12 protein-coding genes and 1 tRNA gene are annotated in these 17,370 nt (G+C 40.4%); 2 read left to right on the top strand and 11 right to left on the bottom strand.

The genetic code is table 11. The features are described from left to right. Nucleotides 1-26: 26 nt before the first annotated feature. The 11 genes from LCM10_RS01590 to LCM10_RS01540 all read right to left on the bottom strand — a co-directional run bounded on the left by LCM10_RS01590 (nt 27) and on the right by LCM10_RS01540 (nt 13,543). The gene (locus LCM10_RS01590) at nt 27-590 is read right to left on the bottom strand and encodes a VanZ family protein (RefSeq protein WP_224874086.1); all 564 of its coding nucleotides are present in this window, start codon (nt 588-590) and stop codon (nt 27-29) included. Nucleotides 591-686: 96 nt separating this feature from the next. Then, entirely contained in the window at nt 687-2,576 is a 1,890-nt protein-coding gene (gene selB / locus LCM10_RS01585; RefSeq protein ID WP_224874084.1) for a selenocysteine-specific translation elongation factor, read from the bottom strand. 377 nt (nt 2,577-2,953) lie between these two features. After that, nucleotides 2,954-3,547, bottom strand: a complete 594-nt coding sequence (locus LCM10_RS01580) for an SCO family protein (RefSeq protein WP_224874082.1) — start codon at nt 3,545-3,547, stop codon at nt 2,954-2,956. Nucleotides 3,548-3,706: 159 nt separating this feature from the next. Further along, complete coding sequence (locus tag LCM10_RS01575; protein WP_224874080.1) at nt 3,707-4,000, bottom strand: hypothetical protein; 294 nt, start codon at nt 3,998-4,000, stop codon at nt 3,707-3,709. A 121-nt stretch (nt 4,001-4,121) separates the two neighbouring features. Continuing rightward, nucleotides 4,122-5,270 carry a Ger(x)C family spore germination protein gene (locus LCM10_RS01570; RefSeq protein WP_224874078.1) on the bottom strand — a complete coding sequence of 383 codons (1,149 nt, stop codon included), beginning with the start codon at nt 5,268-5,270 and terminating at the stop codon, nt 4,122-4,124. After that, the gene (locus tag LCM10_RS01565; RefSeq protein WP_224874077.1) at nt 5,251-6,729 is read right to left on the bottom strand and encodes a spore germination protein; all 1,479 of its coding nucleotides are present in this window, start codon (nt 6,727-6,729) and stop codon (nt 5,251-5,253) included. Before LCM10_RS01565 ends, LCM10_RS01570 begins: the two co-directional genes overlap by 20 nt. 12 nt (nt 6,730-6,741) lie before the next feature. Continuing rightward, nucleotides 6,742-7,821 (bottom strand): endospore germination permease, encoded by a 1,080-nt coding sequence (locus LCM10_RS01560; protein WP_224874075.1) that lies wholly within the window; start codon nt 7,819-7,821, stop codon nt 6,742-6,744. A gap of 444 nt (nt 7,822-8,265) precedes the next feature. Beyond that, the gene (locus LCM10_RS01555; protein WP_224874073.1) at nt 8,266-11,397 is read right to left on the bottom strand and encodes an AAA family ATPase; all 3,132 of its coding nucleotides are present in this window, start codon (nt 11,395-11,397) and stop codon (nt 8,266-8,268) included. Then, complete coding sequence (locus tag LCM10_RS01550; protein ID WP_224874071.1) at nt 11,394-12,539, bottom strand: exonuclease SbcCD subunit D; 1,146 nt, start codon at nt 12,537-12,539, stop codon at nt 11,394-11,396. The genes LCM10_RS01555 and LCM10_RS01550 overlap by 4 nt, the downstream gene beginning before the upstream one ends. A gap of 164 nt (nt 12,540-12,703) precedes the next feature. Further along, nucleotides 12,704-12,841, bottom strand: coding sequence for a YvrJ family protein (locus tag LCM10_RS01545; RefSeq protein WP_224874069.1), 138 nt, complete (start codon nt 12,839-12,841; stop codon nt 12,704-12,706). A gap of 174 nt (nt 12,842-13,015) precedes the next feature. Then, nucleotides 13,016-13,543, bottom strand: coding sequence for a hypothetical protein (locus tag LCM10_RS01540; RefSeq protein WP_224874068.1), 528 nt, complete (start codon nt 13,541-13,543; stop codon nt 13,016-13,018). A gap of 862 nt (nt 13,544-14,405) precedes the next feature. Between LCM10_RS01540 and LCM10_RS01535 the strand changes: the two genes are divergently transcribed. Together LCM10_RS01535 and LCM10_RS01530 are read left to right on the top strand one after the other, a co-directional pair. Further along, nucleotides 14,406-14,502 (top strand) — tRNA-Sec (locus tag LCM10_RS01535). A gap of 1,017 nt (nt 14,503-15,519) precedes the next feature. Next, nucleotides 15,520-16,110 carry a recombinase family protein gene (locus tag LCM10_RS01530; RefSeq protein WP_224874066.1) on the top strand — a complete coding sequence of 197 codons (591 nt, stop codon included), beginning with the start codon at nt 15,520-15,522 and terminating at the stop codon, nt 16,108-16,110. Nucleotides 16,111-17,370: the final 1,260 nt, after the last annotated feature.

The raw sequence follows: 17,370 nt of genomic DNA, 5'->3' as shown, positions 1-17,370 counted from the left end.
TCGTATAGGTTCATGCTCCTTGGTTTCTATCGATTATTCAACTTCCACACTCTGTAGATGAATGCCGCAATGACAAACAAGATCCCACCTATCAGTGATCCCAGTGTATTCATTAGCCAATCATCGATATCCGTCGACCTGCCCAAAGGGAGGAAGTATTGGGTCAACTCTATAAAGAATGAGAAAAGAGCCCCAAGAAATGTTGCTTTTAGGACAACCGCTCTTTGGTGACGCATCCACCAGCTGGAGAAGAACGCAAATGGAATAAAGAGCACGATATTAGCCAATAAGTTGCGGATCGGTACATCGAGATGATTTCGATACAAGAGATTCAGCTTGAGATTTGAGAAAGGGTCCATATTTGTCTGGCCTTGTCCTGCGCCGCTCGCTCCCCCTTCACCGATAAATGGGGATAAAGTGATCAGGCATATCCCCCCGATGGAGATGGAGAGCAGTAAAACAGGAAGGAGATTCATCCATCTTCCTTTCCCCTTTTTCCTTTTCCATATGGAGGCGGCCAGGATTGAAGTAATGGTCGTCAGCGCTATTATGGGGATGACCCATCCGAATGCACTCCATAGTTCATGCATCTTTCATTTCCTACTTTCTTCCTTGAATAAGTAATGCTTTTGACACGTCCATAAGGTTTTCTATTCCCGAACTAATTGGGCTAAAACCTCTCCGCGTCATTCTTTTGTAGAAATCCACTTCCTCTTTTCATCGATTCTGACAGTATACCCTTCTTTATCCAACCGTTCGAGGAAAGGAATCATATATTTTCGGGATAGGTCCAAGATGTCCTTTGCTTGAGCAATGGAAAATTGACTTCCTGTCCGTTCCCTCAACATTGATACGGCCCGAGTATAAGATTCATGAGCATATGCATACTTGTCATCGAGGGGGGTCACCCACTTCTCCTGTATAAAGAAACGATAAAAATCCTCCCTTAGTGATGCAGGGATACCTGCAGATTCGAAGTATTCTTCCATTTTATTTACATGGAGGCCATCCTCCAAGAGGGCACGATGGATTTGCATGCACCTTTTTTCCCACTGCTTAGGTATTCGGGGAACGAACCCATCCATACTCAATATTCCACTTTCCTTTGAAATCACATTCTTTTGCAGCAACGTTTCAATGCTTACTTGAATGACAGAATCAGGGTAAGTACGCAGCAAGGTTGTCAAATGGCCGCTGTTGATTCCTTTTTCAAGAGAATTCTCTTCATGATAGGCACGAATCGCTCTTGTAATGGAATTTCCACAGTCCTCCACAATGCTTTCATGGGTCACTTCACTTCCACGTAGTATGATCCATCCAGGCTCTTTGAGAATTTCAGTCAATTCATGTTCACTTATAGATGCTTCATTAAGAATGGATTTCTCCGAGAGGCTTTTCTTATTCTGGAGAAGCTCAAGGATCCTATCTTCTGGCGCACCTTCCATGATGGAACGCAATTTTAAGATCGTATCGTTACCAAATTTGTATTTCTCTCCATTGGGGTTTATGACCCATCCCCCGCCTAATGTTTCGGATGGGGTCGGCCTTCTTATGATGAAACGATCGCCCCTTTTCACTACAATTTCTTCACTAAGACGAATCTGACATAGAATGGATTTCTCCATTCCTTCAACATGATTACGGTCAAAGAAAATCAGTTTACCTATCACCTCGGAGGTCCCTGTATGGAATGTAACCTCCATCCGCTGCTTAAGTCCAAGCCTGCTTCCCCTCAATAAATCCAATGAAATATCGATTGTATCCGTAACAGTAAAGTGTGATGAAGAAACCAGCACACTTCCTCTCTTTACATCCTGATAATTAACCCCTGCCAGATTGATCGCTGTCCGCTGACCAGCGGAACCTTGTGTGGTGGCCATGCCATGAACTTGAATTTGCCTCGCTTTGGCCGTAATCCCCTCCGGTAGGATACGAACATCAGTACCTGTCATGACCATACCTTCATAGATTGTCCCTCTAGCGATTGTGCCTTGTCCCTTGACTGTGAAGACCTGATCAATCGGTAGCCTGAAATCGCCTTCTGTTCCTTTGACAGGTACTTCTTTCACATGATGCAAGATTGTATGCCTCAACTCGTCTACACCTTCACCGGACAGGCTGTCAACCATCAGGATCGGTGCCCCTTCAAAGGGTGAACCTATTAGTTCTTCTTGTATTTCAGCTTTGGCAAGCTCCCTTAACCCCTCATCCACTTTAGAGGCTTTCGTTAGCACCACGATTCCCTTTTTAATTCCAAGCAGTGTAAGAATATCAAGGTGTTCCCTTGTTTGAGGCATGATCCCTTCATCACTAGCGACAACCAGCAGCATCAGGTCAATGCCAGCTACCCCTGCAATCATTCTCCTGATAAACCGTTCATGCCCGGGTACATCAACGATTGATAACTGCAAATCCTCTTCCTCATAAAGAGGAGCAAAGCCTAGTTCGATCGAAATTTGTCTTTCTTTCTCTTCTTTTAGCCGATCGGTATCAATATCGGTGAGTGCTTTTGTCAACGTCGTCTTACCATGATCAATATGACCTGCTATACCGACCGTATAAAAGCGTTTATTCATTCTTCGCACCTTCTTTCACTCATTAGGAACGATTGTTTTTATAATGTGAGAAAAGCACTCCCGACATCAATGCAAAGCATGCAATGAACAGCATGCCTTTCACATTTTCTCCTTCAGCAAATGACTTTATGGTCCAAAGAATGATGACCAGTGTGATGACAAGGTCGAAGATAAAGATTCCTTTTCCTTTTCGAATTTTCTACACCCTCTTTTCAATAATTCCATCCTTTATGTACAATCAAGCTCTCTGTAGTTCCAAGTTATATTCTCTATATTATCATTATCCCATACACTTAATGAAACAAAAACAGTCAAGGTAAAATCAAGTTCCGGGTTTATGGAGGAACTTGATTCACCTTGACTGACAAGACTTGCAATCAGTTGGACCCTTCATTGATCAAGGTTTTCATGTCCGCAGTGATTTCATCATATGGGACATCGGCATTTCCACTGTATGTCTTAACGACCACACCTTCTTTATTCACAAGAAAGAAACTGGTGTTATGGATGACCTGATCAGAATTTGGATCCTTTGCTACGATTGATTTGAAGGAATGCTCAGCGAACCCTTTGATTTCATCAAATTGATATCCAGTAAGCAATTCCCACTTACTCGTATCTGCTTCATATTCCGATATGTAGTCCTTTAGGATTTGAGGCTTATCGTGTTCGGGATCTACACTGAAGGAAACAATCTTGTAATCCTCCACTCCCTCTTTCTTCAATTCTTTTTGAAGTTTCGTAAGATTGAACGTCATTGGGGGACAGACTGTTTCACAATTGGTGAAAATAAAGTCAGCAATCCATACTGTTCCGTTTAAATCCTTGAGACTCACCTTTTCATTATGTTGATTCGTATAAGTGAAATCAGCGATCTCATAATCTGTTTCTGCTTGGAAGTCACTATTACTGCAACCAGCAAGGAGAATCCCAATCAGAAAGATAACTGCTGCCATGTTTATTTTAGACATTTTCCTCTCCTCCGCTTTGCCTGTCATTCACACTCTATGTTAGTGGAATGATGTAAAAAATACAATGCGCTTTCACTGAGTTTCAATGTCCATTTTGTGAAATTCAACCATCCTTCCAGACTCATTCGCACCATGCTTCATTTGGGATGGAACCTTTATTCATTCTGTTTCCTTTACCTTTTTCTTTGAAAATAAATAATGGAGGATGTAGCCATGAATCACCATGATGATGAGAAAGGCTAAAAGATAATAGAATACCCCCATGATCCCTCTGGAAAAATCCTCTGTATAAAGCCACCAAACCGACGCCAATAACAGGAAGAAAAATTGCAGGGCAACCCCTTCTAAAAACGGTTTTTTATAACTGTTGAAATCCAACAGTCTCTTCCAACTCCACCCGATTGCCACTCCGGCAGATACTAATAGCAATATGATATAGATGCTAATATTCATTTAGTCAATTCTCCTTTCCTTACCCTCCCCCTATGTTATTTCATCATAGTGGAAAATGAAAGATAATATGGAAAAACACATGTAATTGGTGCCTCCACACTTCCAAACGACTCAATGAGCATCATTTCACGTATCGATAAGCATTGAAATGCTTAATGTTCAACTTTACTTTCACATTATCGAGGGAATTTTCCGTAAGATAAAAGGATCGATTCTTTTCCAAGTTCTTATACTCTTCGGGATGAGAACGATACCATTTAACCCCTACATCAAGTACATCCATCTCATGATCTAATCCCTCGGAATATACTCTCTCAATTCGATCTTCGAGGGATTTCTGCAGTTTCGATTGCAGTTCGGTATAAGGGACTTCTTTAATCTTCTCTAATAATTCCGCTTCAACCCCGATTTCCAAATCAAAGGTGGGCAGTCCAGAGTTTTCTCCTTTATAGTTCACTTTCGGTTTCTTAGCAGCCAAGTTGAAAGTGGAGAGTAATTCACCATCCTCGTACAGAGGGTAATTAAGGGTGTTTTTTTTGTTTCGGAGCCAATCAACAATGATTGAATCCTTTGAAGAAAGGATTCCCTTTAATTCTGAACCTTGAAACACGCGATATCCATCCAGGTATAGGGCAGGCACAACTTCACCAGCTTTCCAAGACTTCGTATCAATTTTAATACTAGGTAACATTGATGTACCCATCGGTTCATAATACTCCCTTAAAAATGTCATCAAGCTGCTTGAATCAACATCGTTCTGTAGGCTCTCAGCACTTTCATCCGTCAGTAAGACAGTGTAGACGGGCGGATAATTAAATAATCCCTTTGCATTGAATATATCCTCTATATTCATATCGGTAGAGAAGATTCCAAGGCTTGGTCGTAGAGAACGATTCCTCCCTATATCTTCCAAAACCTCTTTGAACTTATATTTTAATAAATTATCCGACAGAACGAGGCTTTTCGTATGACCGAAAAATAACGGGGGCCTCGACTTTTTATACAGCTTGCTTACGGCAATGTTCAGTGTTTCCCCTTTTTCAGATCCGACATAAGCAGGGATCAATTCAGGTGACCTCGCCCCTTCCTGCTTCGCTACGTTGGCAAAGTTCAACCCTTGTAAGTATGCTGTGTATTCATCCTTCACCTCATCGTAGTCCAAACCAATCGTTGTGATATAAGTCAGATCCTGGATGTTTTTCGAACCGGTACAACCTGCTAGAAGCAACGTACACATAGTAATTACAAGGCTACTTGTTCTTTTTTTCATTATGCAAGCCCCCGTTCCTTGTTAAATCGTCAGGACTGGTGGAAAGAGTTCGTTTCTTATAAAGTTGGGGAGGCAATCTGAAATAGGACTTTATAGCTTCCATCAGACTGATTGGAGCAGATGTAGCAAAATATGGTACACCGAATGAAGTTAATGAAGAAATATAAATGACGGTCAGTATAAATATCATTACGACGCCAAAAAGGCCAAAAAAAGTGCTGACCAACAATACAAGGAACCTTAATACTGTCGTGCCATATTTAAGTGATTGGTTTACAAGAGTAAAGGACGAAATATATGTTATGGCCCCGATCACCAGCATCGTTGGAGAGGTAAGGCCCGCACGGATTGCTGCATCCCCTACAATAAGCCCACCGAGAACAGAGACGGTTTGGCCGATGGCCCGCGGAAGTCTTACCCCAGCTTCATTGAAAAACTCGAATAAGAAGAGGACGATAAACATCTCAACAGGTGCAGAAAGCGGGAGACCGAACCTCGACATAGAGATCGTAGCAACAAGGAGATACGGTATTTGTTCAATATTATAAGCGGAAAACGCAACCCATAATCCAGGCAGGAATGCCGAAATCACCATTCCATAGATACGGACGACCCTCTCTAAAGAAACGTATACGTAATTTGTGCTTGTGTCTTCTGGTGATTTGATTAACAAATTGAGGTGAACGGGGGCTATGGAAACAGTCGGGAAACCGTCCACAAGGAGAGCGAATCTTCCTTGATTCAATGTATCGACGATGAAATCCGGCCTGCCTGTATAATCAAAGCTTGTGAAGATTGAATAAGGGTTATCATCCAGTAAGGTTTCGACTTGTTGGTTACCGGTGATCACATCGACATCAATTTTTTTTATCCGCATATGCAATTCATCCAGGATCCGCTCGTCAATGACGTCATCCAAATACATGATGGCAATCTCTGTTCGGGCCCTTTTACCTATCGAATATTTTTCAACACAGAGAGAAGGCGTTAAAAGTCTTCTTCGTATCAGGGATATATTCGTATTCAAATCTTCAACAAATCCATCTTTCGGTCCCCTGATGGAAGTTTCAAGAGAGGACTCTTCAGGCTGCCTCTTCGCAAGACTGCCTGCGTGAATACTTATGATTCTTCCTTCCAAGAAAAACAATACGTAGCCTGTTAGTAAGGATTGGGACAAGTCGTCCAAGGACTGATCTGTATTCTCTTCAACTTGGAAAGCGCTCATCATCTTATCTATATAGGATTCTCCGGGAAAATCTTCAAGCTTTGAAAGGATATATTGATCTAGATAGTGTCGATCCACTAGGCTATCAAAATATACAAGCGTTACGGCTTTCCCCATGAAGAAATGCTTCTTCAGGATAAAGTCTTCACTATGCATGAAGATCCTCTTGATTTCTGCTAACGTATCAGAGGTTCCTTCAGACGACTGTATTTCTTTTATTACCTTTTTCTTCATACGAAACATCCTTTACTTAATGAATCGGAGTATGACCGCGGAGATGATGATTTGCACTGTAAATAAGACTACTGAAGCAGGGAAAAATACTTTGTATAAAAGTTCATAGAAATTATAGGTATCTACATCGATGATCACTAAACCTAACAGTGCAACGAAAATTGGAATCAACACTTTCAAGGAAATGCGGTATTGGTCTTTTCTTTTGATGAAGAATGAAGCAACGAAGAACATAAATAAGCTAATCCTTATCAGTGCCCCGCAAAGCCATTGAAATAGAGCGAAGAAATCCAAATGGGTAATGAATTCACCGATTGATAGGATCCTCCATTGTTCATACGCAGGATACCTCATATATGCAGCTTCCACCTGTCCGAACTCCATGATGGCTGCCGTTAACGGTCCTAACATCAAACCCATGAAGATCAACCCTAGAACAATCACATGGTGTAATTTCATTCTGCCTTCACTATAAGGCTGTAAGAGGACGATTAAATACACTTCAAATAAACCACTTAAGACGTATATAATCCCTTTCATGACAGGATCATATCCGTGGCTGAGGATTGGAAAAAGCAAGCTCGGATCTTTCATGTTCGTATTTGTAAAAGCAATGAAAAAACCAAATAGCATGACAAGTGGCAGCAAGAAACCACTTGCGATCGCCATATGCTTGACACCTGACCACGTAATCAAAAAGCTGATGATGAAGACAGATCCCACTACTAAAATGGAAGGAACATCTGCCAGGAAGTATGTGCTTAACCATAGTATTAAATCATCAAAGGTGATATATGCACTCATCAGTAAAAATAAAAACAGCGGAAGAGAGAATAAAAAAGCAACCCACCTTGGCCATTTTTGATTAAGCAGGTGAAAGAAACCCTCTTTCGGAGAATTCTTTAGAATGTAGTAGATTAAGAAAGACATGAAAAGCAAAATTGGATAGGAAATGAGGATACTGATCCACCCATCCCTGCCCGCTGCGATTAAAATACTTGGGATGAGCATGACATGATTCAATAGCCCTGTTGAAAGGATCAACAATAATAGGAGTTGTCTAGGAATCAGAATTGGACGAAGACTTTTCATTACATTTTCCCCACATCAATAAGTTTTACTTCTATTTATGTCCTAGTAGACGGAATTAAAACATCATTGTCACAACCTCTGGGGGGTGTTTGCTTTTTGCTTTCTCTTTTTGTATTTAATGGGTGGGCAAAGCGCCTTTATTGTGGAACGGTAAATAAACAGGAGAAGTTGACTGATTATATAACTACGAAGAGTGTTTTTTTTGATCAGGGACTTTGAATGTCTTCCGTTGTATTGGTGTGGGAAGGAAGGGTGGGATCCGTACCAGGGTATTTTCAGTGATCATTTTCTTCGGTTGTTGGGTTGTGATCTATTAGGGGCATCGTTTCAATCATTGAGGAGAACAAAGGCAAAGTGCCCCGGAATCAATTCCGGGGCACTTTCTTTTGATAGCTTGTAAAAATGAATCGAAATTGATGTTCCACTGAAACGGCCACTGATTTTTTAAGCCATGAATTGAAACTCCGTACGACTTCCGCTTTTGGAAGAAATGACTTCCAGACGGGCATCGATTCTCTCTTTCAACTCCGGAACATGGGAGATCAACCCTACAAGCCTCCCGCTGCTCTGAATATCCATAAGTGCCTCGATGGCATGATCAAGGGACTCGGGATCGAGCGTCCCGAAACCTTCATCGATGAACATCGTTTCAAGCGATACACCACCTGCATATTGCTGCACAACATCAGCCAGTCCAAGCGCCAGGGCGAGGGATGCCTTGAAGCTTTCTCCACCTGATAATGTTTTGACGTGCCTTTCCTGACCAGTGTATTGGTCGAAGACAAGAAGCTCCAGACCACTTTGGACATTCCCCTTGCTTCTGTCTGTCTTACGGATCAAGTTGTACCTTCCTGATGTCATCTTTATCAAGCGCTCGTTTGCGATCCTTAAGATATCTTCAAGGAAGGAGGCCAATACGTATCTTTCAAATGTGATACGGTTCGTATTCTGTCCCCTTGCAATATCGGCAAGATGCCCTACTGCTTGATAAGCTTGCTCAAGATCCTTCATCTGCGTATTAATCTCTGTCACCCTTGAGAGGATGTTTTTGTTTTCCTCTGTCTGTGATCTGATCAGATTGAGTTCCTCATTGGTATTCTTCATGGTCTCTGTAACACTCTTTAATGCTTCTTCGATACTAACAATTTCAGGCTTTTCCTTATTTTCAAGCTGCTTGGTGACATCCGAAAGACGATCTTTGACTGATCGCAATTCTTCCCCGTGCTTCTTCACCTTATTCTCAAGGAGATTCATTTCCTCTTCAGATTTCTTGGCTTCCGTGAATGCACGGTAATTGGAAAAGCCTTGCTCGGTAAGCAGCGAGAGGAAAGAATCCCTCTCCTGTTTCATATCGGCTTCAGCTTTCTCCACTTGCAAACTTTTTTCTTTCACTTGTGAAACGATGACACTTTGTTCTTTTTCACAGGCAAACAAATGAGATTGAGCCTGTTCAAAATCAGCTTTCATTTTTGCTAAAGTATTTTGTGTCTCTTTCAATAATGTATCGAAATCATCCTTCGAATTAAGTTCTGAAGGAATGGATTCCCTGACTTTGTCCAGTGAGGTTTTCTTTGTTATGAAGGACAAGTGCATCTCTTGCTGTTCTTCTTGAAGAATTCTACTTGCCTCTTCAAGCTCAGTCAGCTTTTCTTTTCCTTTCCTCACTTCTTCCTTCATTTTTTTTAGTTCTTCCACTTCCTTCGTCTTTTCAGCAATGTTTGCTTGAAGCCTCTTTGCCTGTAGACGAATTTCCTCAATGACTTGTTTGTAATTATCGTGAGTGATGTTGACAGATTGTTGTGCCCTGTTGAGAAGGGTTTCGAGCTGTTCCTGCAATCCTTCCACTTTTGTTTCTTCCTGTGCGAGCGCAACGCTCATCTGTTTCTCTTCGGATTGAAGGGACTGCAGGGTTTCCCTTGCACTATTCATATCCTCCTCAGATGGGAGATGATGTGTGTCAAGCGCTTTGTTCGGATGGTCGTGTGAACCACAAACCGGGCACGGTTCCCCGTCCTTGAGGTCTCTTGCCAGGATGGCAGACTGGGCAGAGCGCCACTCGTTTTCAAGATAGAGAAGTGAGTCTGACGCATCCTTGACGCGCTTACCTATTGCCAACCACTTCTTGTTCATGGCTGAAGCATTTGCTTCAGATTCCTTTAATCGTCCGGAGTATACTTCGATTTCATTCAATACACTTAGTAATGCATCATTCTCCCGTAAGGACTTTTCAAAGGAATACAATTGACTCTGTACATCCTCAAGTTTTTCGATGCGATTTTCCCTCATTGCGATTCCATCTTTTAAGAACTTGATTTGTTCGCTCTGTTTGTCGATGGCCCTTACCTTTTTTTCACTCTTTTCTTGAATCTCCTTTAGTTCGGATTGAAGCGCTGTCAGGGAATATACGTCCTTTTGTATTGTTTCCAAGTGGTTGATTTTCCTATTAAGCTCTTCCCTTAGTTCTTCCTTTGCCGATTCGTCCTGATACCGTTTTTTGGCAAGCTTTGTTTTTTCGGCTATTTTAAGCTCTTCCGTCTTCAGCTGCTCAAGCTCTGTAGTGAATTCTTTGAGGACACGATTCAACTTGTGGCAATATTCGTCCTGTTTTGTGAGAATCGATGCCTTGTGAGCAAGCTCTATTTCCTTTTTCACAGCCTCAATTTCAGGTTTTCTCTCCTCTAGGCTGCTAAGGTCGGCCGATAATTTGTCTCTATATCGAAATTGTTCCATTAGATTATTGGCCTCTGCAAGCTGTTTGTTTAGATCATCTCTTTTGTTCTGAATCTCTTGATACTGCTCTTGCATTTCTTTCAACCGGATCTCCATCTCTTCTATGTGCGAAGGTAAAACGGTAAGAATTTTATTATCATTGAGAGGCTCTTCCAGTAACAGCCCTTTTAATTCTTCATTCTCCGCAGGGTGGATCCTGATTAATTCCCGGGTTCGTGTTTCAACGGATGCTTCCACTGATTTCCTCAAGCTGTCGGCCTCTGATTTCAACCCTTCCTGGATCAATTTGTATAGCTGGGTGTGAAATAGTCTCTGCAGGATGAGTTCCTTATCTTTACTATCAGAAGTCAGCAGTTTACGGAATTCCCCTTGAGGAATCATTAGGATTTGCCTGAATTGATTGGCATCGAGTTGGATGAGCCCTTTCACTTTCTCATCCACTTCCCTGACATTGGCGGCTAGGAGCTGTTCTTCTCCTTCATCATTGTAAGTATACAATTCAGCACGGGCGTTGATGGTTGTGAAGCCTTCTCCACGTGCCTTTTTCTTTTCCTGCTGTGGAGATCGCCATATTCGATATGTCTTGCCCCTTAAACTGAATAACAACTCTACTTCCGTCATGTCGTCATCGCTTGCAAATTGACTTCTCAATTCCATCGGGGTACGGTCTTCCCCGCTTGCTTTCCCATAAATCGCAAATGAAATCCCATCAAAGATGGTGGTTTTACCTGAGCCGGTTTTCCCTGAAATGACGAACATCGTACGGTTACCCAGCTGCCTGTAATCGATCACTTCCCTTTCAGCATAAGGACCGAATGCCTGCATGGTGAGCTTTAACGGCTTCATCCTTCAAACACCTCCTGTCTTGCTTTTTCAATGACTTTCAATAATACCTCTTCTTTTGAATCAGTAAATTCACCAGTTGTCATGTCTCCATAAAATTCTTTGAATAATTCAAGTTCCGACTTCTTTTTATCATCCAATGCTTTAAAGTTGTTCTTCTTTCTCGCATCAGTCAACTCCCTCTTGCGCTCAAGATGGAGTACATTGGGGTATACTTGACGCAGCTTGTTAATCGGGTCGATCAGCGTTCCTTCATCATGAAGGGTGATCTTCAAATAATCATCCACTTTCTGTGACTGATAAAAATCAGGGTGAAGCAATTCTTCCATGAATCCTTCAAGCTCTCTCATATCCTGCTTTGGATTCAACACACGCTCTGTTAATTTGAAGGAACCATCCCTCTCCATTTCAATGACCGTAACTGATTTCCGCTGCTTAGCCTCCGAGAACGAATACTTAAGCAGCGACCCTGAATACCGGATTGTATCATGCTTGATCGCATCGGGACTATGCAGGTGTCCTAGCGCGGTATAATGGAAAGGTTCGAAAAGCTCGCTTCCGACACACCCAGACCCACCTACTGATAACGTTCTCTCTGAATCGGTCGTCTTACCGCCTAAAACAAATGCATGCCCAACGAATACATGGGGTTCATCAGGGTCCATTTCCCCCTGGATCCGATTCACAATGGCAGCCATGGCATCATGGTGGGAGTGGATGGAATCATCCCCAAGCATTTGCCTGACAGTACCGGGTTCTGCATATGGAACGCAATGAAAGTTTACCCCCTTCACCTTTACAGGGGTAAAGTCTTCCGTAAGCTTCCCCTTTAAATAAAATCCGCTGTGCTTGTACCAAGAAGAACCGAAGGAAAGGCGCTCAGCACTGTCATGGTTCCCGGAAACCGCGATGATCGGCGTATTTAATTCAACATTGATCCTGTACAGGACTTCATCCAATAGTTCGACCGCTTCAGTGGGTGGTACGGAACGATCATACAAATCACCTGCAATCACAACGGCATCGGGTTGCTCCTCCTTAACTAAATCAATGAATTGTTCCAATATGTATCGCTGTTCTTCCGTCATGTAGATGCCGTGAACCAATTTACCTAGGTGCCAATCGGCTGTATGGATAAACTTCAACTTTCAGACCCCTTTCATTAAAATCTCTTTAACTCAGATTATATCAAATCGTCATATCACCCGGAAAAGGAATTGTTTCCAAGTGAGAACTCATGTTCTGATTATACACCCAGATACTATATTTTTCCACTTAATGTAAGAGGGAGACCTCGGTCTCCCCCATCTTATTCCCTCATTCTTTGAGGCAGTGTCTGTAGCGACGTTACAACGGCATCAAGCTTTGTTTCGATACGATAAAGCAGATACATTGTGACGACGATTGGAAAACCCACCTCTGAAATAAAAGATATGATCGCATCCATTTCCCTTCCTCCTTTCACTATCTATATAGTGAAAAAAAGGAGAGAAGGGTACGGGAATTGAAAGAAAACGGAATATACCATTCGAAAATGAAGCTTCTCGAATAGCTCTTGCAAATCAAAAAAACGAATCCGCAATATGGATTCGTTTTTTAAATATTTATCATGAATTCTTTCTTAGCCGTTTAAGTCATTCATAAGACTTGAGCTTACCAAGTCAGCTTTTTCAAGGATTGCTTTGATCTGATTCTCGGCTTCCATCATCTTTTCATCAGCTGCTGAAAGATCAGCCTCGCCCTCTTGTTTAAGAGCTTCTGCTTTCATTGTATAAGATTCTGCCAGAGTTGACTTGAACTCTTCCAAGTCTTTTTGGTAATCATCCAGACCTTCAGGGATTTCGATCCCCTCAACAGCTTTTGCAGACTCTTCAGCTGAAGCAGCTGCTGAATCCTTTAGCGTTTTAAGTTCGTCGCCTGTTGGAGGTTCTTCTCCTCCGACTGCAGCTTCATATCCATTCAAGTCGATATCCGTACCATTTACTGTCGTAGTCAAATTAAGGTAGAAGTCCATCAAGTCTCCAGCTGCATTTGTATTTTCTTCACTGGACTTTGCCGCCTCTTCTTTAGCTCCTTCATCGGAACCAGCGTCGGAACATCCAACTAATAATAATGATAGACCTAATCCTAAGAACCATAGTTTTTTCATCGTTCAGATCCCCTTTTCTGTGTCTTTTTATTATGTGCAGGATTGATAAGTAATCGCTTACTTTTGCTTTTATATCCGGCAAAATGTATCTTATCACGGTGATAATCGCTTGGTAAAGAAATATTTTCTACTTTCACTAAAGTTCTAATTTTACAAATCTTTGAAATAAACAGGGAATTTGGACGGCGTGATTTAGGGTCCATTTATAGACTGAATTCCGCCGTTGATTTCCGTGTAAAAGTTCGCTCTCCGCGGATGAGCCGCTTGAGCATCTGGGGTCTCACATTGGCCACTTTTCCCGTAGGAATCCTCGTTTTGCACTCCCATCAACAGCTGGAACAGGTACTGAAAATGGTAAATTCATTAGTGGATCATTAATTGATGAAAGCCTATATTATGGTGAGCGAAGCTACAATGAAAGTGGGCAAATTATTCATAGATCCTCCTAGTCTAGCTTTATTTTTCATTAGACGTATAGTAAGGATTAACGTTTTTGATTATTTAATTGTGAGAATTTCATACCCGGTGTTTTTCTGGCCATTTTTTGAATTTGCGCGCGGATTTTGGGATTTGTGCGCGATAATTTGGATTTGTGCGCGATTTTTTCGATTTATGCGCGAAAATTTCATTTTATGCGTATTTTTACAAAAAAATCCATATACTGAACCAGCTACCGTCTCTGACTACTTCTCCCCCTGGACAAAGCGACGTGCACGTCAGTCAATAACTGAAACAGATAATGACTAGTAATTAGCTCTAACACAGCTAAATCCTTGATTAGTAACTCACCTCACAAAAATGAAAGAGATTATGTTTGAATAAGTTACATTGTCATGATATAACTGATTTAGACATTTTTTATGGGGCTGATTGTTGAGCTGGTGCTTGCCTAGGTCTTCAAAACCTCTTGGGAGGCGCGTGCCGTCTCCGCTGGGTTCGATTCCCAGGCAGTCCCGCCAAATCCACTTTTCTCTCCACAAAAAAACTCCAGGTCATCACTCCCCTGAAGCTTTGCTAGAATTTATAAGCTATATAATGGCTCTCTTTTTTTCCTCTCTTGCTGCTGAGCGGCATCGAACTTGATTGAGAATGTCGTCCCTTCTCCTTGCTCACTTTGAACATTAATATCCGCATTAAAATATATCACCATTAAAACATCATAAGGTTTGTAATTAACTCACCATATCAGGTTTAAAAATAGCGGAACATAAAAATTTGATGACTTAATATAATGATAATTATGTAATAGTTCTTGGTAAATAAAGCTAATTAAAGGAACACGATTTTGAGTCGTGAATTTACCATTCATACCTTTTAACTATCAATTATAGACATAATACATCAAAGTAAATGAAAATACCATCATTAAAAGGCTTCTCTCTTTCAATTTCACTCATTTTCAAACTTAAACAGTAATCTAAGTTTTTTAATAAAGATTTATCAGTATGAATGCTGTATTCCTAATTCTAGGTGACTTTAAATCCCATAATAATTTTTATAGCCTAAAAGTTTTTGAGGCTATTGTATATTTTCTTCATGCACCAGATCGTACTTAGTAACCCCCCGTCCCCCCTCTATACTCCCTCTCACTCTATTACTACTTTAAAATCGCTATTATTGAATTGCCTTATAACTATAAGTACTGATCTATTGAATTTTTTCTTTTGTTTCTATTCACTATCTCTGTTGAACTTTGATGTTGTTTTTTCCACTTACTTCCTTATAAGTGCCACTACCTCCACCCATCTTCTCACTTGTAGAGATAACTATACATATATGCTTTCTAATTTTCCTATATTATGGATCAGCCTCAAATGTCGATGAATACTATTGATCGTGTTCCAAAATTTCTTTGAATTAAAATCGATCAAAAACTCTACACTTATTGACACTACATTAAAATCCCAGTACTATAAGATTCGTTCAGTATCAAAAAGTCGTATCAAGTGATTACATAAAAAAGGGGCAAATAAACAATGATTTATGGATATGCAAGGGTAAGCACTAATAGGCAGGAATTAGACCTACAGATTAAAGGACTTAAAGAGGCAGGGGCTACAAAGATATTAAAAGAAAAGATCAGTGGTGCTAAAGCTGATAGAAAAGAATTAACTAAAGTATTAGATGAAATAAAAGCTGGTGATACTCTTATAGTAACTAGGGCTGATCGTATTGCACGTTCTCTATCTCATTTAGAAAAGATCGTCACAGACTTAACTAACAGAGGCGTATCGGTGAATATCCTTAACATGGGTATGTTTACAGTGGAGACCATGCAAAACCCCATGACTAAGCTGTTATTTAACGTACTAGGGGCATTTGCTGAGTTTGAACGTTCAATGATACTTGAAAGAACTCAGGAAGGAATTAAGGACGCTAAAGACAAGGGTGTTAAGTTCGGCAGAAAGTCTAAGAAATACACTATAGAAGGATCTTTATTACATGCTATTGAACAAGTTGAAGCGGGGGCAATGTCTCAACCTGAAGCGGCAGAATTTGCAGGGTGTAGTGTAGCAACTTTCAAAAGGAGATTAAAAGAATATAGAGTAGAAAAGACGACACCTTAAAAGGTAATCGTCCTTTTTTATTGGTTTGTGCATACTTTTCCTTTGAATACTTTCAAACCTTGTCCTACCCGGGAATGTGCATTTTTTATTTTCAGAGTGCACAACTATGCACAACAGGAAAGTGGTATTACAGAAGTATAATCTATTCAAACAAGGTCTTAACTTTCTCAGGTTGCCTATATTCGTAATCTAGAAATGCAAAATAGCAATCTTTTCGACTCTTGCCATTCACTATACTTTTAATGGTCAATCTAGATACAGGAATCCTTTCTTCTATTTGATAAGGTTGCAAACCCTTCACCCTATTTAAGAACAATATTTTATAAACATCCTTGTCTTCTAGCTTAACATTGTTGAAACTCTTTACTATATCCTCCTCTATATTTAAACATGTGGTACTAGTAACCAAGTTATTTAAAAACATACCCTCAGCTACGCTTCGTGTGCTTGGGCTACCGCCCAACCAATTATATTCACCTTAATAAACATGGAGTGTGGTAGCTTTAGCTATCACATGGAGTGTTATAGGGACGTAAGTTATTTATACTTTTTTAGTTCTTTCTTATAAGGGAGCTCCCAAAAACTCTTATATATCAAGGTTTGTAGCAATCCTTTATACCTTTTCTTGAATAGCATTTTTCACTAACATTCTCTAATTTACTTATAGATTATTACTTAGGTACTCTTCTAGTAATGTCCTCATTCTTCTGCTAGGAATATAAACATAGATCGACTCGCCTTTTCTTATCCTACTTCTAAATAACCATTGAAGTAATTCAGATAAAGCAAATAAATCCTCATCTATCCTAACTCCTTTACTGCTAAAGAATTTTTTTGTTATTGGATTCATATAGCGGTTTGCGAAGTAAATACATGTAGACTTATTTGCGTAGTCATTCGTAGCCCTCACTGTTACCTCAACAAATTGTTTCTTTAAGTTTTTAGGACAAACCGTCTTCTCGAATTGTTTAAATGTTGTCCACATCACTTCATTGCTGGGAACCTTTGCTTTATTATGATAAAAATTAAATCCATTAATCCATTATTCCTTAGAAGTTTTTGCTGCTTTGAATTTCCCACTAAGTTGGTTAATTTGTTTTTCTAAAAGAAGAATGTTTTTCGCCCACTTTATTTAAGTTTGTTTTATCAGTATTTGCTGAGTAATAGATTTGAATTAGTTCTCTTAGAAGCCGTTTATCTTCTTTGTGTAATGGAATATAATCAACCAATCTATAATAACCGTTTATTTTCGCTACTGAA

The sequence above is a fragment of the Rossellomorea aquimaris genome, assembly GCF_020171925.1.
Classification (GTDB): Bacteria; Bacillota; Bacilli; order Bacillales; family Bacillaceae_B; genus Rossellomorea; species Rossellomorea aquimaris_F.
The sequence above is the reverse complement of the archived record's forward strand: the minus strand, read 5'-3'. Positions and strand labels throughout refer to the sequence as shown.

Coding starts and splice junctions, on each gene's coding strand:
- LCM10_RS01590 (WP_224874086.1), bottom strand. CDS start 590: ATGCATGAACTATGGAGTGCATTCGGATGGGTCATCCCCATAATAGCG.
- LCM10_RS01575 (WP_224874080.1), bottom strand. CDS start 4,000: ATGAATATTAGCATCTATATCATATTGCTATTAGTATCTGCCGGAGTG.
- LCM10_RS01555 (WP_224874073.1), bottom strand. CDS start 11,397: ATGAAGCCGTTAAAGCTCACCATGCAGGCATTCGGTCCTTATGCTGAA.
- LCM10_RS01560 (WP_224874075.1), bottom strand. CDS start 7,821: ATGAAAAGTCTTCGTCCAATTCTGATTCCTAGACAACTCCTATTATTG.
- LCM10_RS01570 (WP_224874078.1), bottom strand. CDS start 5,270: ATGAAAAAAAGAACAAGTAGCCTTGTAATTACTATGTGTACGTTGCTT.
- LCM10_RS01580 (WP_224874082.1), bottom strand. CDS start 3,547: ATGTCTAAAATAAACATGGCAGCAGTTATCTTTCTGATTGGGATTCTC.
- LCM10_RS01530 (WP_224874066.1), top strand. CDS start 15,520: ATGATTTATGGATATGCAAGGGTAAGCACTAATAGGCAGGAATTAGAC.
- LCM10_RS01540 (WP_224874068.1), bottom strand. CDS start 13,543: ATGAAAAAACTATGGTTCTTAGGATTAGGTCTATCATTATTATTAGTT.
- LCM10_RS01565 (WP_224874077.1), bottom strand. CDS start 6,729: ATGAAGAAAAAGGTAATAAAAGAAATACAGTCGTCTGAAGGAACCTCT.
- LCM10_RS01545 (WP_224874069.1), bottom strand. CDS start 12,841: ATGGATGCGATCATATCTTTTATTTCAGAGGTGGGTTTTCCAATCGTC.
- selB (WP_224874084.1), bottom strand. CDS start 2,576: ATGAATAAACGCTTTTATACGGTCGGTATAGCAGGTCATATTGATCAT.